This is a genomic window from Priestia sp. FSL H7-0729 (assembly GCF_038005685.1).
In the GTDB taxonomy this organism is placed as follows: domain Bacteria; phylum Bacillota; class Bacilli; order Paenibacillales; family Paenibacillaceae; genus Paenibacillus.
Map to the genome: position 1 here is coordinate 159,188 of NZ_JBBOTQ010000009.1, position 16,655 is coordinate 175,842.

Genomic DNA, 16,655 nt, shown 5'->3' on the forward strand with positions numbered 1-16,655 from the left:
CTCTTAGATTGGGTTTACGCGATAACTTCCATGGACACATACGCAGGCTGATCCTGGATCATGCTAAGATCACTCTCAAACAAATAAAAATCTCCGTTCTGCTCAATCTCACGGAATCCGGCAAACTTGTAAGTGATCATCATCGTACGGTTGCGATCCGTTGATACAAACTCGGCCTGCAAACGGACATTCGCTTCCTTAGCCATGCGCATCACATGATGCAGCAGCAATGTTCCTGCTCCTCTGGACATGACGCGGCAGGACACCAGTAGCAGTTTCAGTGTCCACACTTCGTCATTTAATTCGAGCAGCGCCAAGCCGATTTTGCCATACGTACCGTACTTGTCCTCCAGTCCTGCAATCAGCAGTTTGTGGCGTGGAGAATACCGGAATTGATCGAGTTCCTCGTAAGAGTAGGTATACCCTGTGGCATTCAGTTGATGTGTTCTGACCGTCAGTTCTTCTGCACGCTGTAGATCCCCTTCCTTCACTTCAGAGATCGTGAAGATCATGCCAAGGGAGGCCAGGAATTCATCCTGAGTACCTTCGAACTCCTCCTCCTTCTCATTGCGGGCAATATCATTCATATACATCTTTCTGCGTAATGCAGAATCCTCGGTAATGAAACGTGGCTTCATCTCATCCATATCCGTTAATTCAAGATAGGCCATCGCGTCGATACAGAGGACGTCGGGGTGAGTGAATAATACTTCCTCACGTTCGAAAGGCTGATCATCGATAAAGGCAATCGTGTCCATTCCGATATTGATGGATTCCACGATGGTTTTCACCGATCGGGATTTGGCATTCCAATTGATTTGTGGATAGATGAAATATTCACGCAGACCGAATTCTTCCAACTTGGCCATCGCCAGTTCATGATCGTTACGACTGGCAATCGATTGCAGAATTCCTCGTTCATCCAGCGTACGGATAACTTCCACAATATTTTCTTTAAGCGTGACCTGTTCATCCTCCAGCAAAATTCCGTTCCAAATGGTATGGTCCAAGTCCCAGATCACACATTTTATTTTTTTCATGACAGAACAGCCTCCTCTTGTACGGATTCATGGGTACTCGCAGCATATGAAGCAATAACCATCTCATGCATTTGTGTGGTGCCCTCGATAATCTCATTCACACGAGCATCCCGGTAGAATCGCTCCACCGGATACTCCGCACTACAGCCCTTGGCTCCATGAATCTGTACCGCACGGTGCGCTACCTTGTTGACCATATCTGCCGCATAGTATTTCGCCGTCCAGGTTTCCATAATGGAATCCGGGTCCATCACTTCTTTCAGATATCCGGATTGATAACATAAAAGCCGCGCCGCTTTCACATCCACAATGATCTCCGTCAGCATTTTCTGAATTAACTGATTCTCCTGCAAGAGGGCTCCGAACTGACGGCGGCTGCCTGCATAACTCAGCGAAGCATCCAGGCAGGCTTGTCCCAGTCCAACACAGCCCCAAGCGACGGTGTAGCGACCATAATCCAAGCAATGCAAAGCTACCATAGACACACCTATACCTGGGCTTCCCACCATACGATCGGATTCAACGTTTACCTGCTCCAGATGCAGTTCCGCCAGCATCGAACCTTTAACCCCCAACATCCCGTTGATTGGCTGTATCTTCAATCCCGGGTTGTTCCGTTCCACCAGGAACGCAGTTGGTTTATCATTCACTTGGGCAAAGACAAGAAATAGGTCAGCAAGCTGACCCATCGTGATCCACTTTTTCTTCCCGTTCAACCGATATCCTTCGCCATTGAATTCGGCTACAGTCTCGATGCTTTTGGCATCACTACCGATTCCGGGTTCGCTCAGACCAAAGGCTCCAATGACTTCACCCGAGGCCAGGCGTGGCAACCAATAGGAACGCATTTCTTCAGAACCAAACTTCTGAATGGCTATGGCAACCATACCGTGAACCGTAAGCAGACTTCGTACGGACGAGCATCCTCTTCCGATCTCCTCATTCAGCACCCCAACCGATATCGGATCAAGCCCCATGCCTCCATATTCCCGAGGAATCATAGAACCCAGATACCCCGAGGATTTCAGCGATTCGATCGCCTCGGGATGAAGCCGTTCTTCTCTATCGTGCAAACCTGCATACGGGACGATATATTGATTGGTAAATGATGCAGCATCCTGCTTGCATTGGAGCTGCTGTTCGCTCAATTCCATTTTCAACACGTTAACCTCCTATAATGGGACCGGATGAATGCACATTTTTCACACTGTACTGGGAAGAGAATCGGCGGCTTCTTAGGAACTGACCGTCTTGCTCTCAATAAGCTCAACGATGGCATTAATGGACTTGAAGTTCTGCAAATCCAGATCTTTATTGTCGACCCGAATGGAGAATTCCTTCTCCAGAAACATAACGAGTTGCATCGCAAACAACGAATTCACAAAACCAAGGGCAAAAATATCCTCGTCGTCCTGAAGCTCATGCTTTTTGAAAAAACGACCCAAAAACTTGCGAACTCTACCTTTAACTTCTTCCATGTGTATAACTCCCTTTCTCTCATTAAAATGATTTTGAGTAAGCAATAAAGCATGTTTATGCCATGAATTATTCATGCCGTTGATTAGTAACTATAGAAACCTTCCCCTGATTTTCTTCCGGTCTGTCCGGCGTACACCATCTTTCTCAGTAAAGGACAACAACGGAATTTGGGGTCCTGGTAGCTCTCATACAGCACATCAAGCGAATCCACAACGGTATCCAAGCCGATTAAATCCGCAGTCTCCAAAGGCCCCATCGTGTGGCCATAACATTTAACAAAAATATCATCCACCTCACGTGCGGTAGCCACCTGATCCTGGAGAACAAAAGCAGCTTCATTCATAAACAGATGGGAAATCCGGTTGGATACAAATCCGGGATAGTCGTTGACCAGAATCGTCTCTTTACCGATCGATGACAATAGTTCAGTTACTTCTTCGATGGTACGTTCCGAGGTATGCATCCCTTTGATCACTTCAACAGCTGATTTCAAGGGAACCGGATTCATAAAATGAGTACCAATGACCCGATCAGGCCGTTTGGTTAAAGCGGCAATTTTGGTAATCGAGATACACGAAGTGTTCACCAGAAATATGCATGCCTCATGACAGATCGGATCGATCCGGCCGTACACTTCCTTTTTGATGTCCCACTGTTCATTCACATTTTCAACAATGATATCCGCTTCACGAAGCATCTCCAGTTCCGTCGTCATATGAATGCGCTCCATAATGATCTCCGGGTCTTCCAGTCCCTCCACTTTCTTGAATAGCTTCAGCATTCGGATATTGTTATAGATCTCTTCTCCGGCGATCTCCAGCACTTCATCCTTGATGTCCACCAAGACAACCTCATGACCTGTCTGTGCAAAACTCTGGGCTACACCGCGGCCCATTACCCCTGCTCCAATTACCCCGATCTTCTTCATCGTCCCTGTTCCTCCTGTTTGTGGGGAGAAGCCACTCTCTCCCTGTTCAGAAATTAAAATCAAGATCTTCTGCGGCTGAATCGTAAGAAACCAGCATATGCTTGCTGCTTTCCAGTTCAATCTCGCCCAGCTTCTGTTCCGGATGAAGCAATAACTGTTGCAGTAGCGCTACATAATCCTGAAGCATCTTCTCCGCCGTTTCCCGTTTGAAGAGCTTGGTCCGATACTCCAGATTAAATCGCAGCTTGTCATGTTTCTCGATGATTTCGAGATACACGTCATAACGGCTCTCCGCAGCTCCAAACTCATACGGGGTTGTGGTGAATTTGCCCACTGTTACGTCCACTGTACCTACATTCTGAAGTGCAAACATCGCATCAAATAAAGGATTGCGGTGTCTGTCTCTGTTCAGGTTAAGTTTCCGCACCAGATCCTCGAACTGAAACTGTTGATTCTCATAAGATTTCAAGGCAACTTCCCTAACTTCAGCCAGCAGTTCCAGGAATGTTTTCCCGGATTGTGGTTTGGTACGAATCGTGATGATGTTAATAAACACACCAACAACATCCTCCAGATCGGCGTGAGATCTGCCCGCAATGGGAGAGCCCACAACGATATCATCCTGATCAGCATATTTGGCCAGCAGCACGTTGTACGCTGCAAGCAGCAACATAAACAAGGTTGTTCCTGTCTTGGCAGCCATCCGTTCCAGATCCATAGTTAATGTTTCATTGCCGATAAACACAACCTGATCTCCTTCGAATTCATTAGCCAACGGACGAGGATAATCGGTAGGCAATTTGAGCTGCGGGATAGAATCCTTGTACAGGTTGAGCCAATACTCTTCCTGTTTGAGCAGAGCACCGGAAGAGAGCAAGGCATTATGCCACACCGCATAATCTTTGTACTGGATGGTGAGTGGTTTCAGCTCACGCCCTTCATACAGATCGATGATCTCCTGCATAATGATGTCCATCGACATGCCATCCGTAATAATGTGGTGCATGTCAAAAAATACGGCATGTACACGGTCACCAAGCTTAACCACCTCAAAGCGGAATAAAGGCGCCTGATCCAGCTCAAAAGGTTTCACGAAACCAAGGAGCTTCTCGGTGAGTTGTTCCCGAGTGGACTCCGAGTAACCGACGTTGAAGTCGACCTGATCCCACACCTTCTGATAAGGAATTCCGTCCAGAAATTCAAACGAAGTCCGGAAAGATTCATGACGTTGAATCAGCTTGCGAATGATCTCTTCAAATGCTCCGTGCTCAAAATCTCCCTCCATGATGGAGGCTCTTGGGATGTTTGCATTGGTATTTTGACCCTCCAGCCGGTCCAGAACGACGAATCTCTTCTGCGCAGAAGAAACCGGGTAATACGGTTGCGGCTCCACGCGAGTCAGTACAGGCAGTGCTCCCTCGGAATCTCCGCTGATGGAGAGACCATAAGACTCTTCCAGATAAGCAGCCGATTCCGCAATGGTTGGATACATCAGGATCTCTGCTGTATTCACAAGGATTGATAACTCTTTGGTGAGACCATTGGCGATCTTGAGACCCAGGATGGAGTCTCCACCCAGCTCATAGAAATCATCATAAATACTGAGTTCATTGACCCCAAGTGACTTACTCCATAATCGACCTAAGGCGCTCTCAATGACGGAATAATCTTCATCTGTCCTGCCCAACAACTTCATGTCGCCCGATTCTTCCTGTGCACGACTGGCATTCCCCTTGCGTCCGGTTTCAATAGCCTCGCTAATGTCAGAAGAGAACAGCATGAGCGGCATGTCATCAGAGACATGCTGATAGATTCCCTCCCGGTTAAGTTCCCCGATCAGAACCTGGGTTACATCTTTGCTCATGGCTTCTTGCAAACCCTGTATACCTCTGGCCGTCGTGATCACCTTGAATCCCCCATCTGAATTGGCATGAAAATCCCGGGCCATGCCGGTCTCTTTCCACGCGGTCCAGTTCACGGCAAGGGTGGATAGACCTGCCTGCCTGCGATGAGCCGCAAACGAATCCATATAGGCATTGGCAGCAGTATAGTCTCCTTGTCCAGGTTCACTAAAGAACGTTGTAGCCGTGGAGAACATGACAAAGAAATCCGGTTGGTCCGCACGTGTCAGTTGATCCAAACTCCATGTCCCTAGCACTTTAGGCCGCATGACACGTTCAAAGGCTTCACGTTCTTTGTTCATCAGGAAACCTTCGCCAGCCACACCAGCGCCGTGAATGATACCAGACACGGGACCGAGCTGCTGTCTGATCTTGCTTAGCACCGATGCGAGCTGAAGGGGATCAGCAATATCTACGCTGTATAGATGTACTTCTGTGCCCCGAGCTTCCATCTCTTTAATCCGCCCAATCTGAGCAGTTAACTTGGTTTCCTCACCTGAGGACAGCACATCTTCCCATGTTGCCCGTTCTGGAAATGGTGAACGATTCATCAACACAAGTTTGATTTTCTCCGGCGCTAAAGATAATGCACTCGCCGTCTCCAGTCCAATCCCGCCGGTCCCTCCAGTGATGAGGTACACACCACCTTCGCGCATGTGTATCGGTCGGTCGGGCAGCAAGGACATTGGGATTTCACCCAGCTCCTGGACATATCGACGCCCCTTACGATAAGCGGCAAGATATAACGTGTCAGGATCACGAATTTCCTGCAACCATTGCTCCATCGGTGTCTCGTCATCGATATCAATGCTTCGACAGCGGAATTGATTCATCTCATGGCAGATGGTCTTGCCAAGCCCAACCATGGGTGCGTGCTCTGGACGAATGTACGGCTCACTGCCTGTAACGCTTTGTGTACAAGATGTCACCAGTACCAGATCGACTGGTCGTTTGAAATGAACCTTGGACATCGCTTTGGACAGATAAAACAGACTATACACGCCGTGATCAAGCGACTCTTCCAATTCGATCATTGTACCTTCATCCGCATGCTGATCCAGTGCAAAGAAATGAAGGAGCTGCGAGACTTTATAAGGCTCTACCGCTCGGATGAACCGTTCATAGTCTTCTTCACATGATCGAATGGTAAATTCGGCATTGGCTTGATTGGTATAGGACTCTCCGCGGTAAACCTTGATCACGAGGCGCCCTTCCGCTTCTAGTTTCCCGGCTACGGATGAGGCAATACCACTTCTGTCCATCAACATCACAACCGGCTCTGTATTGCCTCCATACTGATCCATTGATATTCGATTCATTTCTTTCCACATAGCCGCATAATGCAGTGGAGCAGCGGCCTCTTCTATAGAGACCTCACGCAGCTGTGGACGTTCGGGAATATGGATCCAGCAGCGCTTCCGTTCCAGCGGATATGCAGGCAAGCTGACTTTGCGAGCATGTTCACCTGCGTACAGTTCTTCCCAGTCCGCATCTGCTCCCTGTACATACAGATGGGCAATCTGCTTTAACAAATACTCCGACTCGCGTCCATTCTGTACAAAGCTCTGAATGGCCGAACGCATTAATTGGCTCAGACCCATTTTTTCCGATTCGGTCATTTCACCAGCTGTCCGATCCTTCTTACTCTTGGGAACAGTCCGGTGTTCACCGAACTCAACTCCCGGCAGTGCAATGGATTGGAATGATCTGTTCTCCAGCTGTCTCAAGGTATTCAGCAAACCTTCCGTATCCCGTACCATAAGTGACAACCGGAACGGGTAATGTCCCCGTCCTGTGCTTGCAGTACTGCACATATCTAGAAGTTCATATTGGTTGTTCCGATCCAGCAGACGAACATATTCAGCAACCAACCGCTGAAGTGCCTCTTCGGATCGAGCAGACAATACCAGCAAATGAGGACGTGCTGGTGCAGATACAGGTGTAATCACTGGTGGTTCTTCCAGAATGACATGACAATTCGTTCCGCTGATGCCAAATGCACTGACACCACAGCGTCGAGGTCCGTCCTTCACCTTCCACGGTCGTAATCGTGTATTCACATATACAGGCGAAGCATGAAAATCAATATTTCGGTTTGGACGGTTAAAATGAAGATTCGGTGGAATCACACCATGCCTGACGGCAAGTGCCGCCTTGATCAGGCTGATCATACCGGCTGCCTCAGAGGTATGACCCAGGTTGGTTTTAATGGAACCGACCGCACAGAATTGACGTCGATCTGTGAATTGTCGGAACGCATTTTGGATACCTTTAATTTCAATCGGATCACCCAGCGCGGTTCCTGTGCCATGCGTTTCCATGTACGTAATCGTCTCAGGATGAATACCTGCCTGTTTCCAGGCCTTTGTAATGACTTCCTGTTGAGCCGCTGGATTTGGAGCCGTAATGCCGGCTGAACTGCCATCTTGGTTCATGGCAGTGCCTTTGAGAACAGCGTATACCTGATCCCCATCCCTCAGCGCATCCTCCAGTCTTTTTAGCATGACTACTCCGATGCCTTCACCAAGCCCGGCACCATCAGAGTCATCATCAAATGCTCGGGTTTTTCCGTCACCAGACTCCAGACCTTGGAGCATGTTTTCGTTCTTTTTGGTGATCGGCATGGTTGAGATTTTGATTCCACCTACTGCGGCCATGCTGCACTCTCCGCTTAGCAGGGCACGCGAAGCAATGTGCACCGCTGTAAGGGACGAAGAACAGGCCGTATCCACCAACATGCTCGGCCCTTTCAAGTTCAGCAAATACGATATGCGAGCAGGAATGATCGATGGTGTGTTACCCACCACGGCATCCGGAAGAGCGCCCAAATCCGTCTCATATATGAAACGAGAGTACATATCAACTGTGTTTGTTGAATACCCCAAATAGACACCGGTATCCGAACCGGCCAGTTTCCCGCCGCCGTAACCCGCATCCTCAATGGCCCTCCACACGGTCTCCAGGAAGAGACGCTGATTCGGGTCTGTCAGACTCGCTTCTTTCGGTGATAATTTAAAGAATGAATAATCGAATAAGTCAATGTCTTCTATAAAAGCTCCCGCTTTGGAATCCAGTTCCGGGAGGTCCAGTCTTGTATTTTGCAAATACCAGTCCAGATCTTGCTGTCGTCGTTCCGGGAGAGGACGGATATGATCAACCTTGCCTTGAATATGCTCCCAGAATTCGGATACATCGGTTGTGGAAGCTACATTCAGAGCCATCCCCACAATGGCTAGATTCCCAGACAATGGTCCGGAAGCAGTCTGTCGTGAATGCTGCTCATCTTGAGCACACATTTCTGCTTGCTTCTCAGTTTCCGGTGATGTCTGTTCTACGCTGGTTGCAGAAGCATCCATGTCGCTCAGTACAGCAACCGTCTCTTCTTCCGATTCACCATGTTCCTTGAAAATATATTCCGCCAGCTTGTGAATCGTCGAAAATTCAAACAAGTCCGTTACGGCAAGGACGCCGGGGTATCTTTTGGAAAGTCCTGCGTGGATTTTCAACAGCAGAATGGAATCAGCACCAAGCTCGAAGAAGTTCTCATAGATATCGATCTCGTCAAATCCCAGAACTTCTTTGCATACGCTGGCAACATGCCGTTCAGTAGCCGTATATCCACCCTCACTCTTGCCTGATAATTTCACTTCACCGCTTGAAGTACTGCCAGCCTTCTTGGTCGACCTCGTTTTGGAAGCAGCACTTTGCAGATATTCAGCCACTTTGCCACTGAGTTCTGCGGACAACCGAACCTGCATTTTATCCAGCAAACGAACGCCGCCGCCACTGAAGTTCAGTTGCCCGATCAGCACCCTGCGAATGGAGGAGTTCATGGCTTGTTCCAAGCCCTGTATGGCCTGTACCGTAAGGACTGTTTTGAAGATGGTATCTGCGGTGAAACCAGCATCCACCGACATGCCCGTCTCTTTCCATGTTGTCCAATTCACGGTGAGTGTGCGTTTTCCTCTTAAAGAACGCTCATCGGCGAAGGCATCCAGGTAAGCATTAGCCGCCACGTAGTCTGCTTGCGTTACACCACTGAACATCGTCGCTACAGAAGAATACATCACAAAGAAATCCAGATCGTCACTGTGGGTGAGTTCGTCCAGATTCCAGGTACCATATATTTTGGATGCCAGCACTTCGCTGAATCGTTCTTCACTTCGATCCACCAGAAGTTGATCTCCACCGACACCCGCCCCATGAATGATTCCATGAATAGCACCATAACGTGTACGCATATCCCGAATTACCCGATCCATCGCTTCCCGGTCAGCCACATCCGCACTGTACCAGGAGACTTCCGAACCTGCGGCCTCCAGCTCCGTAACAGCTGTAATGAAACGGCGAAGCTTGGCTTGACCGGGCTGATTCATCAGGTTATCCCAATGTACACGCTCCGGTATCGGGGTGCGATTGATCAGAGCCAGACGCACAGGAGCTTTGGAAGTCAGGAAACGCGCTGTTTCCAGACCAATACCACCGCCGCCACCTGTAATCAGGTACACGCCCTGAGGGCGTACAACTAATGGGGCATCTCCTGCAACCTGCACACGTGTAAATTCTTCAACGTAACGTTGTCCACCACGATACGCGATCAGATAGTCCCCCTGATCTTCTGTCCCCATTGCTTCCTCGATCCAGGCATCTGCGGCAGTACCTGCATCGACGTCCAAGGAGCGGAAAGAAATGGACGGATGCTCACGGTTCAGTACCTTGCTTAGACTCAGGTATGACGCATGTTCTGGCCGCTGAGTGGATTCGTCTCCCGTAATATGGTGAGCATTCTGTGCTATCAGTGTCATACCAGCAATCTCGGCAAAGTCACTTCTCATCAGAGCACGTACCAAATAATACACACTGTACACACCTCGGCGCTGACTGCTCTGCAATTCATTCAAACTTTGAATACCCGACTGCCCGGTATCCAGAGAACAGCCAACATGAATGATGTGATCCACCGACTTGCCCCGAAGGCTTGCGAAGAGACGGTCATAATCCGACTCCTGATCACCAAGTGTATATCGATTATCTCTCAAATCTGCAAAAGCAGAGCCCAGTGCTGCCCGGATCACTTTCACACCAGTACGTGCAATCACATGAGCTATAGAATCAGCTGCACCAGATATGCCTTCAATCAACAATACCGTTCCCGGTAAAACGGAGATCCCGCTGCCTGTACGCTTCCACTCAGCAGCTCTCCATTGCATCGTATAATGAAAGTCTTCTGTGTGTTGTTCAGACACTGCCGCGCCTCTGTCGATACGACTGGATACCAATTCGTCAGGGAGATCAATCCAGCAGCGATGAGATTCGAAAGGGTACACGGGTAGACTGATCCTACGAACCCCCGTACCTTTGTACAGTTCCACCCAATCCACATCAGCTCCTTGGACGTATAACGAACCTAGTTCGGACACGCCTGCCTCATCATCCCACTCGGAAAGGTTGATCCCTTGTGTGATCTCCTGTACCCGTCGATCGAGCTTCTTCCGTGACGCTTCTGTCATGTCACCAGGTTCAAGTTGTGATTTGCTGGCAGGTACAATCTTGTGCTCCCCATAGCTGAACCACGACTCAGGTTCATTCCACGTCTCCGCCAAGGATAGCACTTGCAGCTTCAGTCCCAGATCGGTGAGATTCTCTGCCACTATAGCCAATCTGAAGTTGTAGTGTCCTCTGCCCACACTCGCGGTATAACACAGATCCTGCAGATGGCATGCAGGCGGTTTATCCTGTACAAAACGGCTATATGATGTGACCAGTTCCCGCAGCGCCGGCTCTGACTTGGCGGACAACACGACCAGACCTGCCTTCACATGAGAAGAGTCAACAACCGTGGCAACCGGTGCTTCTTCCAACACCAGATGACAGTTCGTTCCGCTAAAGCCAAAACTGCTGACCGCACAGCGCATCGGAGACTCTTTTCCTTCCCATTTGCGGAGCCTGGTGTTGACATACACAGGCGATGTCTTGAAATCGATTTGTCCATTGGGCCTGTCAAAATGAAGTGACGGCGGAATTTCACGGTTTTTGATAACCAGTGCCGCCTTGATCAGACTTACCAGACCTGCTGCTTCATAGGGATGACCCATATTCGATTTCACAGTACCAATCGGACAAAACTGTTTCTTATCCGTGTACTTCTGAAAGGCAAGCTCCAAGCCTTCAAGTTCCAGCGGATCTCCCAGCTTAGTACCCGTTCCATGGGTCTCAATATAGGACAGGGTCTCGGGGTGAATTCCCGCCTGATCCCACGCTCTAGATATGACATCAGCCTGGGCCACCGGATTCGGAGCGGTAATTCCAATGGAAGCTCCGTCCTGATTAATAGCACTTCCTTTGATGACCGCATAGATCTGGTCTTTGTCCTTGAGCGCTTTACTCAACGGCTTCAGTAATACCGTAGCAACCCCTTCGCTGATTCCAGCACCATCCGATGAATGGTCAAAAGCTCTGGTTCGTCCATCCGATGCTTCAAGTCCCCCGCGGTAATATTCCGTATCCAGAGGCATCAGGTTCACACGCAATCCACCGGCAAGTGCCATATCACAGTCACCATTCCGAATGGACTGGCAGGCGAGATGCACGGCCACCAATGAGGAAGAACAGGCGGTGTCCACTACCATCGAAGGCCCTTTTAGATCCAGAAGGTATGAGATTCGTGCAGGCATCATGGCAGAAATATTGCCCACAGCTGCATCCGAAGTTAATTGAATATCAATGTCCTGGATCATTCTCAAATAGCTATCCTTAATGTTACTGGCGAATCCCAGGTATACGCCTGTCCGGCTGCCAGCCAGGCTTTTCCCACCATATCCCGCATCCTCTAGAGCACTCCAGGCTGTTCGCAGGAACAGCCTCTGAAAAGGATCCATTAGCGCCGCGTCCCGCGGGGGAATACGGAATAATTTGTAATCAAATTGGTCGATGTCCTTTAGATAGGAACCATCACTGTATTGGATGTCCTCTCCATAGCCTGCATATCGGAGATACGCATCAATATTTTGACGACGAGATTCCGGAAAGTTGGCAATGGAATCACAGCGATCACGGATGTTGTCCCAAAACTCATCGATATTATCCGCCGACGGAAGCATGGCCGATATGCCAACAATGGCGATTCCCTCAGAGTCGCTCCGCTTCCCCTCCGATTTCAATCCTTTGAGCAATTGGGCAGCAACCTGCTTATCAATTTTGCCCGCGGCTGCATTCTCAATAATGATTCTCAGCATCTGGCTTGTTTGGTTCATCAGGTTCTCCTTCCTCAACGATCCTCAAAGCTCTTGACTGCATCGTCAATGCTCAGGCTACCAGCTTCGATATCTTTAAACAGTTGTTCAAAATCATCCACCGGTTGGGTTAGCTCAGCAGCCGGTTTTATGTCCAGCTTGGTCATGACAAATTGGGATAGCGCATGTACGCTGGTATACGAAAACAGATGGATTAGTTTCATTTTGCCTGGATAGGCATCTTCGAGCAGGGAAAATAACCGGTTTAACAGAATGGAATCTCCGCCCAGATCAAAAAAGCTATCGTGGATATCCAGCTCTTCAAAACCAAGCACTTCGTTATACATGCCTGCAATCTGCCGTTCGATGCTGTTGTAATCCTCGCCGTCTTTTCCTTTGAGTTCAACATGTGCATTCGCCGATTTGTTTCGTTTAGCTGCAGCAGGAGCCACCTGACGCGACTCTTCCAACTTCTCGGCTTCTTTCAGCCTGTTCGTCATCTCTTCGGAGAATCGGAATGGAAACTTGGTCAACAGTGCTTTCGCAAACCGTGGATGGTATGTAAATTCCCCGATCAACACACGCGGCACCTCTTTGTTCAATGCTGCAAAAAATCCGGCCGTTGCCTGTTCGGTCGGGAGGGCTTTCGTAATGGCGTCCACATTAAAACCATAATCCACAGACATGCCCGCTTCTTTCCACGAAGACCAGTTAATAGACAGGGTCTTCAGGCCGCTTTTGCTGCGCGAGTAAGACAAAGCATCCAGGTATGCATTAGCCGCTGAATAATCTCCTTGTCCAACCTCACTTGACAGCGACAGACCGGAAGAGAAAAAGACCAGGAAATCAAGCTCATCCTGCCGGGTCAGCTGGTCCAGTATCCAGGCTCCCTGAACTTTTGGATGAAGGACTTCGTCAAACGTTTCCTGTGTTTTGCGGATCAAATATCCAACCGCCGGTACACCTGCACCGTGGATTACTCCTGTAATGGACCCCTGCTTTTCCCTGACATCGGCCAGTACATCCTGCATCGCTGCATAATCCGATACATCGGCTGCATAACAGGATACTTCTGAACCCTGTTGTTCAATCTCCAGGAAATTGCGGAGACGAGCAGCTGTCTTGGATTCGAGCTCAGGGTCGTTAAGAAGTGTTTCCCATTCCGATCTTGCAGGAACTGGGGTACGTCCAATCAACACAAGCTTAACCTTTGCTTGGGAGGCGAAAAATTTGGCCATTTCCTGACCAATCCCGCCTGTACCCCCACTAATGACATACACCCCACCCTGTTGGATATGGACAGGAGAATCTGTCAACGCATCGGCTTGAACCTCACCCAATTCCTCGATATAACGGACCCCATTACGGTAGGCAGAGGTGTAACTCTGATCTTGTGAACCCATTTCCTGAAGCAGTTCATCTGCCCCTGTGCTCTCGTCCAGATCAATGCTTCTACAGGTAATATGCGGATATTCCAAGGCGAGCACTTTACCCAAACCGTATAACGAGGCCGCTTCGGGAGAAATTCGACTCTCAGTGGTTGTGACTTCGTAGACCTGTTCGGAGACCAGCATCATATTCAGTGCATTGTCACTTCCGTGTTCAATGAGCGCACGAATCAGATAAAACAGGCTATATACGCCTTTTTGCTGACTATGTTCCAAGTCCTGAAGTGTACGGATTTCCTCAGAAGTCGGCAACGCAAAGAGATGTACAATGTCACTGATGGATGTATCCCCCAGCGCTGCAAACAGCTCCGCAAAGTTGCTTTCCGAACCATTCACCGTAAAAGATCCGTCAGTTTCCTGCTTGAATGACTCTCCATATCCGACCTCAATCACTTGGCGCCCTGACTGCTTAAGACGTTCAATCAATGCGCTTCCCCGTTTACCCTCATCCTTCAAAATCAGAACTGCACCTGTTCCCTGAACGGGTTCTGGCTCTGTTAGATCAGCTCTCCTCCAGTTCATCCGATAGAATCGGGCTGGCGTCGGTTCTTCCGAGACCGCATTGCTGCAATTTGCGGTAGCGGCGGTACGAGCCGTCTCAGGAACTTCAAACCAGCAGCGAGTCCGGGTAAATGGATAGGTTGGCAGACTTGTTTTGCGCAGTCCGTCTCCTGTGTATAGAAGCTCCCAATTCAGTTCTGCACCTTGTATATAATGCAGTCCAATCTGGTCCAGCATGTCCTGTTCAGCCCGCTGCCCCTTACCCATCTTCGCCAGTTCCGGATTCAGACTCATCATCCGATGGCCCACATGGCCTTCTTCTCCACCTGCAGCTGGTGAATCTGGACGATTTTGATCGTTGCTAACCTTGTGATAACCATAATAAATCCCTGGACTTCGATGTCCGTTGGGTCCAGTACTTTTGCTAAAATCCCCAACGGATCCGATCATTCGTCCAGCTTCATTTAAGCGAAGCAAGAGCTCTTCCGCATCCTGCCCTGTGACGAGTAAACGGTACGAGTAGTGCCCCCTCCCTGTGTTGGCGGTATAACATAGAGAAGGCACATTCTGAGCTTCAACTTGAGAGAGAACGTGAGCATATTCCGTAATCAGCGTCTGGAGCGCTGCCTGCGTTTTGGCCGATACAGTTAGAAGATGTTCCCCGCGTATTTCGGGCTCTTTAACTGTAGTGGTCGGCGCTTCTTCCAGCACAATGTGGCAATTGGTCCCACTGATGCCAAATGCACTAACACCGCTACGTCGTGGCGTGGAAGCGGTATCCCAATCCCGCAACCGGGCATTCACATAGACCGGGGATGACGCAAAATCGATGGCCCGATTCGGTCTGTGAAAATGTTTGGAGGCCGGAATCTGTTTATGTTTCAGTGACAAGGCCGATTTGATCAAACCCACGACACCAGCCGCTTCTGACAGGTGACCGATATTCGTTTTGACCGAGCCGATTCCACAAAACTGACTTTTACCCGTGTGACGCCGGAATGCCTGCTCAATCCCTTGTACCTCAAGCGGATCGCCCAGCATAGTGCCACTGCCATGTGTCTCAATATAAGAGACCGTCTCGGGATCGATACCCGCATCCGCCCAGGCTTGAAGAATCGCTTCGGTCTGTGCCTCTGGGTTCGGGGCAGCGATACTGATGGATTTACCATCCTGGTTTACGCCATACCCTTTGATAACAGCGTAGATCTGATCACGGTCTTCCAACGCTTTATCCAGTGGTTTGAGCATTACCACCCCTGCGCCTTCACCAATACCCGATCCGTCCGAGTCGTCATCAAACGCTTTCGTTCTCCAATCGGTGGACTCAATCCCAATTTTGATATGATCACTCTTTAGCGGAACCAGATTAATCTTGATTCCCCCGACGAGCGCCTGATCACATTGCCCCTCTTTGATCGCCTGACATGCCAGTGTAATGGCCACCAGAGAGGATGAACAAGACGTATCCACCACCAAGCTCGGCCCTTTTAAATCGAGCAAGAAGGATAACCGGCCAGCCGCTACAGAAGCCAGATTACCCACTAGCGAGTACGCAAAGGATTCCGGTTCCGCATCATAGATAAAACGTGAGTATAAATCCCGAATATTGTTGGAAAGGCCCAGATATACACCCGTACGAGTGCCCACCAGTTTCCCTCCCCCATACCCTGCGTCCTCGATCGCTTTCCATGCCGTTTCCAGGAACAGCCTGTGATTGGGGTCCGTCAGACTGGCTTCTTTGGGTGACATTTTGAAATAGGCATAATCAAATTTATCAATCTCATCCAGATAGGCATTTTCATTGAATTGAATTTCGTCTGGTGACATGCCCAAATATTGCAGATACGAATGGATGTCCGGCACTCTGGATGCTGGAAAGGAACGAATGCTGTCCGTACCACTGACGATGTTGTCCCAGAATTCTCCGGGAGAATCAGCCTGCGGCAATTTCAAAGCCATGCCCACAATGGCAATATCTTTGGCAGCATTGGTTGACCCGGACGCAGTATTGGCATCCTCCTCCGCTTTGAGCTTTTTGAGCAGCTGCACAGCCACTGTTTTGTCCAAGCTTCCGTCTTGAAGATGTTCCATGACAAACTTGTATACACTCTCCACCACAGTTCCTC

General features: G+C 49.3%; 6 protein-coding genes. All 6 read right to left on the minus strand.

The annotated features are described in order from the left end of the window. Nucleotides 1-14: 14 nt before the first annotated feature. The 6 genes from MHH93_RS20100 to MHH93_RS20125 all read right to left on the minus strand — a co-directional run bounded on the left by MHH93_RS20100 (nt 15) and on the right by MHH93_RS20125 (nt 16,644). The gene (locus MHH93_RS20100) at nt 15-1,040 is read right to left on the minus strand and encodes an HAD-IIIC family phosphatase (RefSeq protein WP_440391914.1); all 1,026 of its coding nucleotides are present in this window, start codon (nt 1,038-1,040) and stop codon (nt 15-17) included. Further along, nucleotides 1,037-2,194 (minus strand): acyl-CoA dehydrogenase family protein, encoded by a 1,158-nt coding sequence (locus tag MHH93_RS20105; RefSeq protein ID WP_500055503.1) that lies wholly within the window; start codon nt 2,192-2,194, stop codon nt 1,037-1,039. Before MHH93_RS20105 ends, MHH93_RS20100 begins: the two co-directional genes overlap by 4 nt. 81 nt (nt 2,195-2,275) lie before the next feature. Further along, the gene (locus MHH93_RS20110; RefSeq protein ID WP_076212934.1) at nt 2,276-2,518 is read right to left on the minus strand and encodes an acyl carrier protein; all 243 of its coding nucleotides are present in this window, start codon (nt 2,516-2,518) and stop codon (nt 2,276-2,278) included. A gap of 83 nt (nt 2,519-2,601) precedes the next feature. Then, a complete protein-coding gene (locus MHH93_RS20115) occupies nt 2,602-3,447 on the minus strand; it encodes a 3-hydroxyacyl-CoA dehydrogenase family protein (protein ID WP_500055456.1) in 846 nt (281 codons plus the stop codon). Between the two features lie 46 nt (nt 3,448-3,493). Next, a complete protein-coding gene (locus tag MHH93_RS20120) occupies nt 3,494-12,601 on the minus strand; it encodes an SDR family NAD(P)-dependent oxidoreductase (RefSeq protein WP_500055457.1) in 9,108 nt (3,035 codons plus the stop codon). Between the two features lie 14 nt (nt 12,602-12,615). Then, the gene (locus MHH93_RS20125) at nt 12,616-16,644 is read right to left on the minus strand and encodes an SDR family NAD(P)-dependent oxidoreductase (protein ID WP_500055458.1); all 4,029 of its coding nucleotides are present in this window, start codon (nt 16,642-16,644) and stop codon (nt 12,616-12,618) included. Nucleotides 16,645-16,655: the final 11 nt, after the last annotated feature.